The sequence below is a fragment of the Allomuricauda sp. ANG21 genome, assembly GCF_040705235.1.
In the GTDB taxonomy this organism is placed as follows: Bacteria; Bacteroidota; Bacteroidia; order Flavobacteriales; family Flavobacteriaceae; genus Flagellimonas; species Flagellimonas marina.
This window is the reverse complement of the sequence record NZ_JBFCVT010000013.1, coordinates 35669-50678: the sequence shown is the minus strand read 5'-3', so window position 1 is coordinate 50678 and position 15010 is coordinate 35669. Positions and strand designations below refer to the sequence as shown.

The following is a 15010-nucleotide window of genomic DNA, read 5'->3' as shown; positions in this document are numbered from 1 at the left end:
AGAAAGATGAAAAGAGGATTAATTCTAGCAGCAGGCCTTATGACCCTTTTAGTATCGTGCAAGACGGATACTCAAAAACAAGAGGATAGACCCGAAGCAGAGGTTAAGGAAGGCTACCCCATTGAAGCTGTAAACATTAGAAATGTAAAACTGAAGGATGAATTTTGGTTGCCCATTATTGAAAGGGTTCAAGAGAAAACCATTGAATTTGCCATTGAGAAGTGTAATGAAGAGGGCCGATTCGATAATTTTTTGATCGCTGGAGGCGAAATGAAAGGAACCGTAAAAGGAGCAATGCCCTTTGATGACACCGACGTCTACAAGATTATTGAAGGAGCATCCAACTCATTGATCAGCGCCCCAAACCCACAATTGGAGACTTTATTGGACTCTTTGGTGTCCATTATTAAAGTGGGGCAGGAAAAAGATGGCTATCTTACCACATGGCGAACCATAAATCCGGCTAAACCACCAGCAACTTGGGTTAAGGTAGAAGAAGGGAAACGATGGGAATATCTCGCCATGAGCCACGAACTGTACAATGCAGGTCACTTGTTTGAAGCAGCAGCAGTACACTACAAAGCCACTGGAAAGAAAAATTTCTTGGACATCGCTCTTAAGAATGCCAATCTTATGGTGAAAACCTTTGGGGATGGAGAGGATAAAATAGCCGCCGTTCCAGGACACCAGATTATTGAAACCGGCCTCATCAAATTATATGAGGTAACCGGCAAGAAAGAATACTTTGATTTGGCCAAATACTTTTTGGATCACAGAGGTGATCCAGAAAATCACGAGCTTTTTGGACCTTATTCACAAGATCATTTGCCTGTTATTGAACAGGACGAGGTGGTGGGCCATGCTGTACGTGCGGTATATATGTATGCCGGTATGACGGATATTGCTGCCATTGAAAAGGATACAGCCTATCTGAAAGCTGTAAATGCTCTTTGGGACAATATGGTGACCAAGAAAATGTACATTACCGGAGGTATCGGTGCTTTGCATGAAGGAGAGGCTTTTGGTGAAAACTATGAGCTCCCCAATTTAACCGCGTATAATGAGACCTGTGCTTCCATCGGAGATGTATATTGGAACCACAGATTACATAACCTTACCGGTGATGTTAAGTATTTTGATGTCATCGAAAGAACGCTTTATAATGGACTTATTTCTGGACTTTCCTTGGATGGGGAGAAATTTTTCTATCCCAATGCATTGGAATCTGACGGGGTTTATAAGTTCAACCAAGGGGCGTGTACCCGTAAGGATTGGTTCGATTGTTCTTGCTGTCCAACCAATGTAATTCGTTTTATTCCCGCCATGCCCGGTTTGATCTATTCCAAAACCGATGATACCATATTCGTAAATCTATACGCTGCCAATGACGCTAAGGTCGACCTAAAGGACCAAACCGTTCAAGTGTCACAAGAGACTTCTTATCCATGGGATGGAAAAGTGAAGCTAACTGTTGACCCTGCTGAGGCCGGTGAGTTTACCATGAAGTTTAGGGTTCCCGGATGGGCAAGAAATGAAGTTTTGCCCAGTGACCTGTATCACTATGAAAGCCAAGTGGATGAAAACAGCACCATTACAGTAAATGGAGAAGACATTGATGCCGTTGTAGAGAACGGGTATTATACCCTTTCCCGTGAGTGGAAGGCTGGGGATATTGTGAATTTGGAATTCCTAATGGAAGTGCGAAAAGTTATCGCCAACCCATTGGTTGAAGAAAATCAAGGCAAAATGTCCTTGGAATATGGACCCATTGTCTATGCTGTTGAAGAAATTGATAACAAGGGAGGTTTTGATAATATCAAATTGACCCCAAACGATCAATTCAATGTGGAGATGCAGCCTGATTTATTAGGGGGTGTAAGTACCATTGCCAACGATAATTTAACCGCTATACCATATTACGCTTGGTCCAATAGAGGAGTCGGAAAAATGAAGGTATGGCTGCCCATTGGTGAAGAATAAAGGCAATCGATTCTTATCACATATAAAAACCAAAAAGATAAAGTGGTGTTTTTAGGTGTAATGCATTCCAAATTCACCAAAATAATAAAATGAAAAAGTACGTAATAGGATTGGATTATGGTTCCGACTCGGTTAGAGCGGTTTTGATTGATACGGAAAATGGTGCGGAGCTGGCCTCAGAGGTCTTTTGGTATCCCCGTTGGAAAGAACAAAAATATTGCAAGCCTGGAATCAACCAGTTTAGGCAGCATCCTTTAGATCATATCGAAGGTTTGGAACATACCATAAAAGCTGTGGTGTCGCAAAGTGGTGTAAACCCAGAAACCGTTTTGGGGATTTGCATTGATACCACTGGTTCATCGCCCATGCCTTTGACAAAGGATGGGACACCTTTGGCCTTGGTCGAAGGATTTGAGGAAAATCCCAATGCCATGATGGTATTGTGGAAAGACCACACGGCAGTAAAAGAAGCTAATGAAATCAATGAACTGGCCAGAAGCTGGGGAGGTGAGGATTACACCAAATATGAAGGAGGTATTTACTCCTCTGAATGGTTCTGGGCCAAGATTCTTCATGTGGCTCGGGAAGATAAAAGCGTTGTTGAGGCTACCCACACGTGGATGGAACATTGTGATTACATCACCTATTTGTTGGCCGACCACAAAGATTTAAAAACCTTTAAGCGAAGCAGGTGCGCTGCTGGCCATAAAGCTATGTGGCACGAAAGCTGGGGCGGATTGCCATCCCAAGAGTTTCTCTCTAAGTTGGACCCTTACTTGGCGTCCTTTCGAGATAAATTGTATGATGAAACCTATACTTCTGATGAAATAGCAGGTCATTTAAATGAGGAATGGGCCAACAAATTAGGACTGACCACCAATACCGTTTTGGCCGTAGGAACCTTTGATGCCCATGCTGGTGCCGTTGGTGCCAAAGTGGACCACCATGCCCTTGTTCGGGTGATGGGAACCTCCACCTGCGATATCATGGTATCTACCCACGAAGCCGTGGGCGATAAGACTGTAAAAGGGATTTGCGGTCAGGTTGATGGCTCCGTAATTCCAGGATTGATGGGATTGGAAGCAGGTCAATCTGCTTTTGGCGATGTTTTGGCATGGTTTAAAAATGTCTTGGCTTGGCCCTTGGATAATTTAGTGATAAAGTCATCAGTATTGTCCGATGAACAGAAGAAACAGTTGCGAGAAGAAGTTGAAGCCAAATTTATTCGGACTTTGGCCGAACAGGCAGAAGCCATTCCACTGTCAGAAGTGGTGCCCATGGCGTTGGACTGGGTCAACGGAAGAAGAACCCCAGATGCCAACCAAGAATTGAAGAGCGCCATAACCGGAATCTCATTGGGTACAAAAGCGCCACATATTTTCAAAGCGCTGGTCAATGCCATTTGTTTTGGTTCCAAAATGATTGTAGACCGGTTTGAAGAAGAAGGTGTTAAGATTGAATCTGTAATTGGTATTGGCGGGGTGGCCCGGAAGTCACCATTCATTATGCAAACCTTGGCCAATGTCTTGAATATGCCCATTAAAGTGGCCGAATCTGACCAAGCACCTGCCTTGGGTGCTGCGATTTATGCTGCCACTGCTGCCGGTATCTATGAATCCGTAATTGAAGCAAGCAAGGTTATGGGCAGCGAATTTGAAGCGGAATATTTCCCGCAGGCTTCCCAAGTGGAAACCTATGCCAAATTGATGGAATCCTACAAAGAGCTCGGTCAATTTGTAGAAGAACAAACAAACAAAAAAGCTTAAAATGTCAAAATATAAATCGCTTAAAGAAGAATGTTACGAGGCCAATATGGAGCTCAATGCCCTAGGTCTGGTCATTTACACGTTTGGCAATGTAAGCGCAGTCGACCGGGACAATGGTGTTTTTGCCATTAAGCCCAGCGGTGTGCCCTACGAGAAATTGAAACCATCGGACATAGTGATTTTGGACTATGACAACAATGTGGTTGAAGGGGATTTGCGCCCCTCGTCCGATACCAAAACTCACAGCTACCTCTATAAAAACTGGGAGAATATAGGTGGAGTTGCCCATACCCATGCCATGTATTCGGTTTCTTGGGCTCAGGCCCAAAGGGACATCCCCATTTTTGGAACCACACATGCGGACCACCTTACCCAAGACATCCCATGTGCACCACCCATGGCCGACGAGTTGATAGAAGGGAATTACGAGCATAATACCGGAATCCAGATTTTGGATTGTTTTTCATCCCGAAACTTGGATTACAATGAAGTGGAGATGGTTCTCATTGGCAACCACGGTCCTTTTGCCTGGGGCAAAAACGCGGCCAAGGCCGTGTACAACACTAAAGTGTTGGAGACCGTGGCCCAGATGGCCTATTTAACACTTCAGATTAATCCCAATGCCCCAAGATTAAAAGACTCTTTAATAAAAAAACATTATGAACGTAAGCATGGCAAAAACGCCTATTACGGTCAATGACCAATCAATACCTAGATAAATGAAAATAACTGAAAAGGAGATTTGGTTTGTAACAGGAAGCCAACATTTATATGGCCCTGAAACACTGAAACAAGTGGCCGCCAACTCAAAGAATATTGTAGATGGATTAAATGGATCGGGTAATTTGCCCATTTCGCTAGTCTTTAAACCCGTGGTGACCACTCCAGACGAAATTACCGCTGTCTGCAGAGAAGCCAGTAATGATGTCAATTGTATTGGTGTTGTGGCATGGATGCATACCTTCTCCCCATCAAAAATGTGGATAGCCGGACTTACGGTGTTGAGCAAACCATTGTGCCATCTTCATACCCAATTCAATGCAGAAATTCCATGGGATACCATTGATATGGATTTCATGAACCTGAATCAATCCGCCCACGGAGATAGGGAATTTGGTTTTATGATGACCCGTATGCGTAAAAAACGCAAGGTTGTGGTAGGACATTGGAATGACGCACGCGTTCAGCAGAAGTTAGGTGTTTGGTCCAGAGTGGCTTTGGGTAGCCATGAACTACAGAATATGAAAGTGGCTCGTATTGGGGATAACATGCGTGAAGTGGCCGTTACCGAAGGTGACAAGGTAGCTGCACAAATGCGTTTTGGAGTTGCCGTAAATGCATACGACTCTTCCGATATCACTAAAATCATAGATACATTAGATCAGAAGTCTATTGACCAGCTGCTTGAGGAATACGAATCAAGCTATACATTGACCGATGCCCTTAAAAAAGGAGGAACCCAACGGGAGTCTTTGGTAGAGTCTGCCAAGATTGAACTGGCACTACGTACCTTTTTGGAAGATGGAGGTTTCAAGGCTTTTACCGATACTTTTGAAAACCTTGGAGCTTTACGTCAATTGCCCGGTCTTGCCGTTCAACGTTTAATGGCTGATGGTTACGGTTTTGGTGGAGAAGGCGATTGGAAGACTGCCGCCATGGTAAGTGCCATGAAAGTAATGGCCAAAGGATTGGATGGAGGTACATCATTTATGGAGGACTACACCTATCATTTCACTCCTGAAAAAGATTATGTCTTGGGATCACATATGTTGGAAATTTGTCCATCCATCGCTAGTGGCAAACCATCTTGTGAAGTGCACCCTTTAGGAATTGGAGGTAAGGAAGACCCAGTACGTTTGGTATTCAATTCACCTGCTGGTGACGCACTCAATGCTTCTTTGGTGGACATGGGAAATCGTTTCCGTTTGATTGTTAATGAAGTGGAAGCTATTGAACCTATGGCAGATTTGCCTAAATTGCCTGTTGCCAGGGTACTTTGGGATGCCAAACCCAATCTAGATGTGGCCGCTACAGCTTGGATTTTGGCTGGAGGGGCACATCATACGGTCTATACACAGGCATTGACCACTGAGTACATGGAAGATTTTGCCGATATTTTCGGTATAGAACTTTTGGTAATTGATGCTGAAACGCGAATTAGAAGTTTCAAAGATCAAGTTCATGCCAATGAAGCCTATTACCATTTGTTTCAACATAATATGTAGCACAAAAATTAAAAATTAACTGAACTAACTAAAAAGGATGAAGACAATTAAAGCTTCTTTGCTATTTTTTGTTTTTTTTGCAGCCCTCTTTAATTCGGGATGTAAGGAAAATAAAAAGGAAAACCAATCTGAACAGGAAACAGTGAATACAGAATCAGAAAAAAACCATATCGAGAAAAACGCCTTTGGTGAAATGCCCGATGGTCAACAAGTAGATAAGTATACATTGACCAATGATAATGGAATGGAAATAGATGTCATCACCTACGGTGGTATCATTACCCGATGGACTGCACCCGATAAAGATGGAAATTATGAAGATGTAGTGCTCGGCTTTAACGATTTGGACTCTTATTTTGGTGATGTTCCCTATTTCGGAGCATTAATTGGACGTTACGGCAACCGAATTGCCAATGGGCAGTTCTCTTTGGATGGTGAAACTTACACCTTGGCCAAAAACAATGGACCAAACCATTTGCATGGAGGAATCACGGGGTTTGATAAAAAGGTCTGGAAAGCTGAACCGGAAAGCACAGGTGATGGCGCTGTTCTTGTGCTCACTTGTACCAGTGCGGATGGTGAAGAAGGGTATCCCGGTAAGCTTGATGTAAAAGTAACCTATACCTTGACTGGCGATAACGAACTGGACATCCAGTATGAAGCGGTAACGGACAAACCAACCGTGGTGAATCTTACCCAGCATACTTATTTTAATCTTTCAGGAGATTTTTCCAATGATATTTTGGATCATGAGGTTACCTTAAATGCTTCGGCCTATCTGCCTGTGGATGCAGGGTTGATTCCCACTGGGGAACTTCGTCCTGTGGAAGGCACACCGTTTGACTTCACCAAACCAAAAGCTGTAGGAAAGGAAATTGAAGCCGATAATCAGCAGATTCAAAGAGGTGGGGGTTACGACCACTGCTGGGTATTGAATGAAACCGAGGATGATTTTGGTTTTGCAGCCTCGGCTTATCATCCAGAAACAGGTAGAGTATTGGAAGTTTATACCGATGAACCCGGAATACAATTCTATACTGGAAACTTTTTAAATGGTGCTTTGGCTTCCAAGACGGGAGGAACCTATGGCAAACGTTCAGGACTTTGTCTGGAAACGCAACATTATCCAGATTCTCCGAATCAGGAAGCATTTCCAACCACACGGTTGAACCCTGGAGAAACGTATAGCTCCCATACCAGTTTTAAATTCTCAACCAAATAGGTCACCATTATGCAGACATTGGATTCTATTGATTGGATTACCATATCCATTTATTTTGTAGTGCTTTTGGGGATAGCGGTTTGGGTTATCGGAAAAAAGAAAGAGAACACCGAAGACTATTTCCTCGCAGGAAGAAATGTAGGATGGTTCGTAGTGGGAGCCTCTATTTTTGCATCAAACATTGGCTCGGAACACGTTGTTGGATTGGCTGGTGCAGGTGCCGGCGACCGTTTGCCCATGTTGATATATGAAATTCAAGCCTGGGTTGTATTGATTTTGGGCTGGGTGTTTTTACCCTTCTATGCCAGGGCAGGTGTGTTTACCATGCCTGAATTCCTCGAAAAACGTTTTGATGCCCGTTCCCGATGGATTCTTTCCGTATTTTCTATCGTAGCTTATGTGCTCACCAAAATTTCAGTGACCATTTATGCAGGAGGTGTTGTTGTCTCCGCTTTGTTGGGAATCGATTTTTGGACCGGTGCCATTGCTACAGTTGTATTGACAGGTGTGTATACCATTTTGGGTGGAATGCGTGCCGTGGTGTATACCGAAACGCTGCAAGCTATTATATTGATTATTGGAGCTGCCGCACTTACCATCATTGGACTGGATGAAGTAGGAGGCTGGGAAAGTATGAAACAAACGGTTACGCCCGAATATCTGAACATGTGGCGTTCCGCTTCGGACCCTGATTTTCCATGGCCGCCGCTCTTGATAGCAAGTACCATTACAGGAATTTGGTATTGGTGTACGGACCAATATATTGTGCAACGTGCACTTACAGCGAAAAATATTAAGGAAGGAAGACGTGGGACCATTTTTGGGGCTTTGTTGAAATTAATGCCAGTTTTCTTGTTTTTGATTCCAGGTGTTATCGCCTTGACCTTGAAAATGAGAGGTCAGTTGGAATGGGATACTCCTGATCAAGCCTTCCCAGTTTTGATGAGTAATTTATTGCCCTCCGGATTACGGGGATTGGTGGCAGCGGGTCTTTTGGCAGCTTTGATGAGTTCTTTGGCCTCAGTGTTCAACTCGTGTTCCACCTTATTTACGGTGGACATTTATAAAAAATTGCGTCCCAATACTCCAGAGAAGAAATTGGTACGGACGGGTCAAATAGCAACCGTGATTGTTGTGATTATTGGTATTATCTGGATTCCCATTATGGCCAATATTTCCGGTGTGCTCTATGAGTACCTCCAAAGTGTGCAATCGTACATTGCGCCACCGATTACGGCGGTATTCTTGTTGGGTATTTTTCACAAGCGAATCAATGCACAAGGAGCATTTGTAACCTTGGTGGTGGGATTCATAGTGGGTGCCCTTCGAATTGTATTGGAATTGGTAAAAGGTTCCCTTGACCCTGACAGCTTCTGGTTTATGTTGGGAGATATGAACTTTTTGAGCTTTGCCTCATGGTTTTTCCTTTTCTGTATCCTATTGATTTTGGTGGTGAGCTACGCAACTGCACCTCCATCAGCAGAAAAAGTGAAGAATTTAACCTATGCCACTATTTCCGAAGAAGAAAAGAAAGAAAACAAAAACAGTTACAACTGGAAAGATATAGCCATTTCTATTGTAATCGTGGCCATTGTGATCTATGTGATGGTCTGGTTCAACGGAAAGTAAGGTTCTCTTCAGAAAAAGTAAAGAGGGTGACTAAAAAGTGAGTTTTCGTCAACCTGAACTTGTTTCAGGTTCTCATAATGATTTGTTTATCCGTATGATGAGATTCTGAAATAAATTCAGAATGACGTGTTTAAAACTTTTTAAACACCCTCTTTTTGTTTAGGGATTTACCGGAGTATCTAGGATTTGATCTTCTTGTCCAAAAGGATTTGAAGCTCACTTTTCTTAAGCTGGTCATTAAAAGTTTTGATTTCCACATTCATGAACCTCTTGAATTTGGCGTCAACATCCTTCAATCGATTATTGAAGATGGAGTACACCTCTTCCTGTTGGTTTGTTGGTTTAAAATCAACACCAAAGGCAGTAATGTCACTTGCAAGGGCACTCAATCGGCCATAAAGTTTCATGGGCGACCTAAAGGCATCTTCCCGGGCACCTGTCAAATGAATGTCGTACAATGAGCCCGCAATCGACTCGGCCAAAACTCGGAGTTTTTCTGCTTTTTTTGAATCAGCTTTATTTTTTAGTTGGGGTATGACCTCATTCAACTCACCACGTATCGTTTCGATATCATTAATCATGGTCACGGCCAAATTCATGGCATCACGAAGTTCCAACGAAAAGGCCACCTGTTTTTTAATATCCTCTAAACTACCTTCGGTAGAAGGATCTTTTAAGACCTCCACTTCTCGAATATATTCCTTGTCATCTACGATCAATTTAACCTTGTAAACACCAGGCACTGTTTTTGGACCGTATTGTCCACGCATCAAATCCAAATCCCAGGTTACTAAAGGTCTCCAGCCTTCTCCGTTGAGTTGTACCCATGGTCTTCCTGGAGGCGTTGACCGCAGTTTTGGTTTATAAGTAGGCTCATATCGAAGATCCCACATAACCCGATTAATTCCTTTTTCTTTCTTCCCTTCAAGGGTTCTTATAAGCTCATCATCTTCTGATAGAATTTGAATTTCAACCTTTTCATAATCACCATTGGCTAAATAGTAGTTGATGTCAGCACCATACGCTGGGTTTTCTCCAGCATTTAAACTTGGCCCATCAGTTTTTATACTTTGCCTCTCTTGAAATCGATACGCTTGGCGCAGGCTGAACAAATGGGCATCTGTACCTGCGGCATCCATATCGTATTCCCGCAGGGGCGCAATATTGTCCAAAATGTAATACCCTCTTCCGTAGGTGCCCACTACCAAATCATCAAAACGTTCTTGAATTTCCAACCAATAGACCGGAGCGGGGGGGAGGTTATTTCGCAAACGCATCCAACTTTCACCATCGTTGGTGCTGATGTAGATTCCGTTGTCAACCCCAAGGTACAACATACCTTCCCTTTTGGGATCCTCTTTAATGACGTGCGCAAAACTGTGTACCGATTTAGGAACACTTCCACTGACCAATTTCCAGCTCTGGCCATAATCCGAAGTTTTGTAAACATAAGGGTCAAAATCGCCCATTTGGTGAAGGTCTATAGTAATGTAAACAGTCCCCTTTTTAAAACGGGATACTTCAATATTGGCAATGGTTCCCCATTTGGGTAGACCAATGATGTTTTTAGTTACATTGATCCAAGTTTCACCACCATCCCTTGTCAAATTAACTTGACCGTCATTGCTTCCGGTCCAGATAAGCCCGGGCTCCAACTTAGATTCCACAATACTGAACAGCGTAGCGCCATCAAAGGTCATAAGATTATCAATGGCGATACCTCCTGAATTCTGTTGATGCGTTTTGTCGTTTAAGGTTAAATCTAGACTGATTACCTGCCAGCTTTGCCCATTGTCATCACTTTTGTGCACAAACTGGCTCCCTACATACACTCGATGCTGGGTATGGGGCGAGAAAGCCAAAGGAAAATTCCAGTGCCAGCGATATTTCAATTTTCCAGGTTCCCAACCATATCCTGCTTCGGGCCACACGCGAACATCTTGGGCATGACCGGTACGGGCATTGTACCGTTGCAATCCACCATCGTAACAGCCAGACCAGACAATGTCATTATCGAAAGGGTCAGGTTGGGCGAATCCGCTCTCGCAACCGCCCACGCCTTCCCATAAACCTAGAGGGATATACCCTTGTAAACTATTACTGGGCCCTTTGTAGGAGTACCCGTCTTGGCGATTTCCATACACATTGTACGGAATTTGGTCGTCCACTGCCGCATGGTACATTTGGGCTATGGGAAGAACCACTCGTTGAAAACTTTCTCCATGGTTCAAGGTTATACTGGCACCCCCATCATGCGCTACCATCATTCGGTCTGCATTGGTGGGGTCCAACCAAATATCATGATTGTCACCACCAGCGGCATACCCTCCGGATATGGTTTTTCCACCATCCTTGGACGTGCTGAATTTTACGCTGGCAAAATAAAGCTCGTTGGGATTGGTTGGAGAAACAGCCATTCGTGTATAATAAGGTGCCCGTTCTGTAATATCATGATTGCGGGTTTGGAGCGTCCATGTATTTCCAAAATCTTCGGAACGGTATAGGGCAGGACTATCAATTTCAAAAAGGGCATACACAACGTTGGGTTGGGAAGGGGCAATCGCCACCGCCGTTTTTCCAACTGGGTTGTTCTTACCTCCGGGCAAGCCGTATTTAGAAAGGGGTTCCCATGTTTTACCAGCATCTGTGGTACGATACACTCCCCCTCCGGGGCCACCGCTGTTCAATCCCCACGTATTGATGTTTATAGACCACATCCCTACCAAAAGGCGGTCTGGGTTTTTTGGGTCGATAGCCAACTCGGCAGCACCGGTGTTTTCGTCGACAAAGAAGATTTTTTTCCATGTTTTGCCACCATCGGCGGTTTTGTAAACTCCACGGTCTTGCTGGGGTCCATACGTATGGCCCAATGCAGCTGCATATACAATATTAGGGTTGGATGGGTGCACAATTATTCGGCCGATACGGCCTGTTTTTTCCAATCCCATTTTTTTCCAGGTTTTCCCAGCATCTTCAGATTTGTAGATGCCATCCCCCATGGCATGTGCAGGTCTTATGAGAAAAGTTTCTCCTGTTCCCACCCAGATAATATCTGGATTTGAGGGGGCAATGGCCAATGACCCGATGGAAGAAACCTCTTGGTTATCAAAAATAGGTTTCCAGTTGATGCCACCGTCAGTGGTTTTCCAAAGACCTCCAGAAGCAGCACCAATATAATTGACCATGGGGTCTCCAGGCACACCGGCGATAGCAATGGCCCGGTTGCCTTCTGGACCGATAAATCGGAACTCCAAGTCATCAAAGATAGTGGGATCGGTTTGGGCAAAAGCAGTTAAAAATAGCAATTGGAAAAGGGAAATCAAGGGAAATTTAGACTTCATAGTGCTTGTTTCTAGCTTAAAACTACATAAGATAGTCAATAAGCCTTTATAAATTATCGATGATATACCATTTTCCTTAGGAATCGTATTGACCCAATGTTCAATTTCATTTTTTGCAGATGAATCTAGCTTGGATTTTAAGAAATGCAATGATGTGGCGAAAGCTACCTGATGGTATTAGGTATTATGTCAATTCATACTACCGTCTTGTATATTTATAGCTGCAACCTTCAATGCAAATGGGACCGCTTGTGGGAGTAACGATGAAATAATTGGTTTCAAGTTCCAAATCAAATGTTATGAACCCTTCCAAATTTTCCGATTTAGGGTCAAAACCATCGCAATCATATTGAAGAGACAAGCTATTTTGATCCGTTGAAAATATTCCAGTGGTACATTCTGAAAATCTATTGGAACTAAATGTGCCGTTTTCAAAGAATGTAAATTCTTCTCCATTTTCAACATCCACCCAATATTGAGGCCCACCAGCACTAATGAAGGCTTCGGTTAATTTCCATTGACCTACCAAGCCCGAAGTTTCCATAGTCCTATCGTCTGACCCACAAGAGAGGAGGCCCAAAATCAGAATAGAGAGAAAAACTGTTTTTTTCATGGCAGTCCATTTTTTTAGGATAGATGAAGATATATGGTTTTTGTTGCGTAGAACAATCAGTGTTATTCTACAACTAATAAGTTCAGTACTGCTTTAAGAATTAGAGTTTAAAATTAGTGCTCCTGTAGTTGATATCACCGAAAAAGTGGAATGGAATCTATGGAAGTCAATCAAAAAGAGGCCTCCCTACAAATAGTTATCCAAGCCACAACTGTTCATTTTCTCAGCGAAAAGTTTGATATATGTTTGGGTTGCCTTGCGACTTTTGAGAGATGTATCTGATTATCGTATTTCAATAGCATTCGGCGAATCTCAATGAATCAAGGGTTCAATTTTTTGATTTTTGCCAAAAACTTTTCTTTGTAGCTTTTACCAATGGTAAATTCCTTTTCACCAACTTCCACAGAGTCCACACCATATTTAATTATTTTTTCCAACGATACGATATAGGACTTATGAATTCGGGCAAACTTCTCATAAGGCAATACCTTTTGCAGATGCGAAAGTCTTTCATACACCACTAAAATTCTATTATCATTTAAGTGAATCTTCACATAATTGCTTAGCCCCTCTATCATTACAATCTCATTGTAATTCACCTTCACATTCTTTCTCCCAGATTTAAAATAGGTGTAAGATGGCCTGTCTGCACCGTTGCCTTTATCCATTCTGTTTTCTGCTTCAATCCTTTTTTTGACCTTATTGACGGCTTTTAAGAATCTTTCAAATGAATAAGGCTTCAACAAATAATCCGTAACACTCAATTCAAAACCCTCTACCGCAAATTCCCGATAGGCAGTTGTAATAATTGTCTCGGGGGACTTCTCCAATGTTTTCAAAAAACTCAGCCCAGAAAGTTTGGGCATTTCAATATCCAGGAAAATAATGTCCAAATCATGGTTCTCCAGAACTTCCATAGCTTCTATGGCATTATCGCAAACGCCAAATAGAACAAGCCCAGGTGTATCCTCCAAGTACCCTTTAATAATTTTCTGCGCAATGGGCTCATCATCAATGATCAAACACTTAAGCATCTGTTTTAGAGTTAAAGTTAATCTCCATATGCACGGAAAATGTATCTTGGGTTTCCTCTATTTTAAGCATGTGTCTGTTTTCAAACAACAGTTCTAACCGCCTACTTATGTTTTTAAGGCCTAACCCATCCATGTTCTTCTTCTTTTCCATACCAGACGGCACACTATTGGAAATGGAAAACCTTAGTTTATCTACGTGGGAGAATAATTCAATGTTTATCCATCCTTTTTTTACTTCGTTTTGTATACCATGTTTAAAGGCGTTTTCTACCAAGGGAATCAAGAGTAAAGGCGGGATTTGTATGTTCTTGGTATCCCCTTCAACATTGAAGGAAATATCCAATCGTTTCCCAAAACGCTCCTTTTCCAAGGAAATGATGTCTTTTATAAGTTGTATCTCTTTGTCAAGGGGAACTTTGCCCAATCCCGACTCATATAGCGTATAGCTCAGAATATCTGACAGCTTCAAAATTAAACCCGGTGTTTTTTTTGAACTCTCAAGGGCCAAGCCATAAATACTGTTCAAGGTATTGAACAAAAAATGGGGATTTATCTGCGACTTTAAAAACTTAAGCTCCGCATCCCTTTTTTCCTCCCTGAGCATTTCGGTCTCCTTACGTTGTTTGAACCAATCTGCAAATAGTTTAAAACCAGTGGTAAATGCAACAGGAGATATAATTATCAGTGCACTTTGAGCCAATCTGGGCAAATCATAGACCCGATCTCGTGAGACATCCACCCACTGGGGAAAATAGTTTGGATACCCCCAATACAATACAAAGTAGCGATGGGCAATGGCCAAAATGGTTATAACCAATATCAAAACTCCAAAATAGGCCAAGATTTTATTGTTATAAAGAATCCTTGGAATTAGAACAAACCAGTTTACATAGACGGCGACTAATCTTGAGGGTAGGAACAGCAATTCAAAAATAATGGCATCCTGCATGGATTGTCGGTACCCCCACTCGGAAACCGCAAAAGCCAACATGATAACCACCCAAAATAGGATATGGTATAAAATATGTTTAAAGCTCACTCCCAACGTATAAGAATTTAAACTTAAGCCTTTTTGAAACTACCCGTATTACTTTTTATGTGAATGCCAATGTAAATTATCCAAATTTCTTTGCATAAGAAAGTGTGCCCTATGCATAAAATACCAATCCACATATATAATTCACAAAACTGGCCTCCTTG

At 42.5% G+C, this 15010-nt stretch carries 10 protein-coding genes; 6 read left to right on the top strand and 4 right to left on the bottom strand.

What is annotated here, in order from left to right; all coding sequences use genetic code 11:
* Positions 1-6: 6 nt before the first annotated feature.
* The 6 genes from AB1A65_RS15005 (at position 7) to AB1A65_RS14980 (ending at position 8822) form a co-directional block, all read left to right on the top strand.
* Positions 7-1980: a glycoside hydrolase family 127 protein gene (locus AB1A65_RS15005; RefSeq protein WP_366590735.1), complete on the top strand. Its 1974-nt coding sequence runs from the start codon at positions 7-9 to the stop codon at positions 1978-1980.
* Positions 1981-2069: 89 nt separating this feature from the next.
* Positions 2070-3746: a ribulokinase gene (locus tag AB1A65_RS15000; protein ID WP_366590734.1), complete on the top strand. Its 1677-nt coding sequence runs from the start codon at positions 2070-2072 to the stop codon at positions 3744-3746.
* A gap of 1 nt (position 3747) precedes the next feature.
* Entirely contained in the window at positions 3748-4446 is a 699-nt protein-coding gene (locus AB1A65_RS14995; RefSeq protein WP_366590733.1) for an L-ribulose-5-phosphate 4-epimerase, read from the top strand.
* Positions 4447-4465: 19 nt separating this feature from the next.
* Positions 4466-5971, top strand: coding sequence for an L-arabinose isomerase (gene araA, locus AB1A65_RS14990; protein ID WP_366590731.1), 1506 nt, complete (start codon positions 4466-4468; stop codon positions 5969-5971).
* 37 nt (positions 5972-6008) lie between these two features.
* Positions 6009-7193: an aldose epimerase family protein gene (locus AB1A65_RS14985; protein ID WP_366590730.1), complete on the top strand. Its 1185-nt coding sequence runs from the start codon at positions 6009-6011 to the stop codon at positions 7191-7193.
* Between the two features lie 9 nt (positions 7194-7202).
* Positions 7203-8822, top strand: a complete 1620-nt coding sequence (locus tag AB1A65_RS14980) for a sodium:solute symporter (protein ID WP_366590729.1) — start codon at positions 7203-7205, stop codon at positions 8820-8822.
* 179 nt (positions 8823-9001) lie between these two features.
* Here AB1A65_RS14980 and AB1A65_RS14975 read toward each other — a convergent pair whose 3' ends face one another.
* From AB1A65_RS14975 to AB1A65_RS14960, 4 genes are all read right to left on the bottom strand, one after another.
* On the bottom strand, positions 9002-12163 hold the full coding sequence (locus AB1A65_RS14975; protein ID WP_366590728.1) for a glycosyl hydrolase: 3162 nt from the start codon (positions 12161-12163) through the stop codon (positions 9002-9004).
* A 199-nt stretch (positions 12164-12362) separates the two neighbouring features.
* A complete protein-coding gene (locus AB1A65_RS14970) occupies positions 12363-12776 on the bottom strand; it encodes a hypothetical protein (protein WP_366590727.1) in 414 nt (137 codons plus the stop codon).
* Between the two features lie 320 nt (positions 12777-13096).
* Complete coding sequence (locus AB1A65_RS14965; protein WP_366590726.1) at positions 13097-13810, bottom strand: LytTR family DNA-binding domain-containing protein; 714 nt, start codon at positions 13808-13810, stop codon at positions 13097-13099.
* The gene (locus AB1A65_RS14960; RefSeq protein WP_366590724.1) at positions 13803-14849 is read right to left on the bottom strand and encodes a histidine kinase; all 1047 of its coding nucleotides are present in this window, start codon (positions 14847-14849) and stop codon (positions 13803-13805) included. The genes AB1A65_RS14965 and AB1A65_RS14960 overlap by 8 nt, the downstream gene beginning before the upstream one ends.
* Positions 14850-15010 lie beyond the last annotated feature (161 nt).

What these genes read in the sequence shown, in the direction of transcription:
- AB1A65_RS15005 (WP_366590735.1), top strand. Translation starts at nt 7, where the DNA reads ATGAAAAGAGGATTAATTCTAGCAGCAGGCCTTATGACCCTTTTAGTA.
- AB1A65_RS15000 (WP_366590734.1), top strand. Translation starts at nt 2,070, where the DNA reads ATGAAAAAGTACGTAATAGGATTGGATTATGGTTCCGACTCGGTTAGA.
- AB1A65_RS14995 (WP_366590733.1), top strand. Translation starts at nt 3,748, where the DNA reads ATGTCAAAATATAAATCGCTTAAAGAAGAATGTTACGAGGCCAATATG.
- araA (WP_366590731.1), top strand. Translation starts at nt 4,466, where the DNA reads ATGAAAATAACTGAAAAGGAGATTTGGTTTGTAACAGGAAGCCAACAT.
- AB1A65_RS14985 (WP_366590730.1), top strand. Translation starts at nt 6,009, where the DNA reads ATGAAGACAATTAAAGCTTCTTTGCTATTTTTTGTTTTTTTTGCAGCC.
- AB1A65_RS14980 (WP_366590729.1), top strand. Translation starts at nt 7,203, where the DNA reads ATGCAGACATTGGATTCTATTGATTGGATTACCATATCCATTTATTTT.
- AB1A65_RS14975 (WP_366590728.1), bottom strand. Translation starts at nt 12,163, where the DNA reads ATGAAGTCTAAATTTCCCTTGATTTCCCTTTTCCAATTGCTATTTTTA.
- AB1A65_RS14970 (WP_366590727.1), bottom strand. Translation starts at nt 12,776, where the DNA reads ATGAAAAAAACAGTTTTTCTCTCTATTCTGATTTTGGGCCTCCTCTCT.
- AB1A65_RS14965 (WP_366590726.1), bottom strand. Translation starts at nt 13,810, where the DNA reads ATGCTTAAGTGTTTGATCATTGATGATGAGCCCATTGCGCAGAAAATT.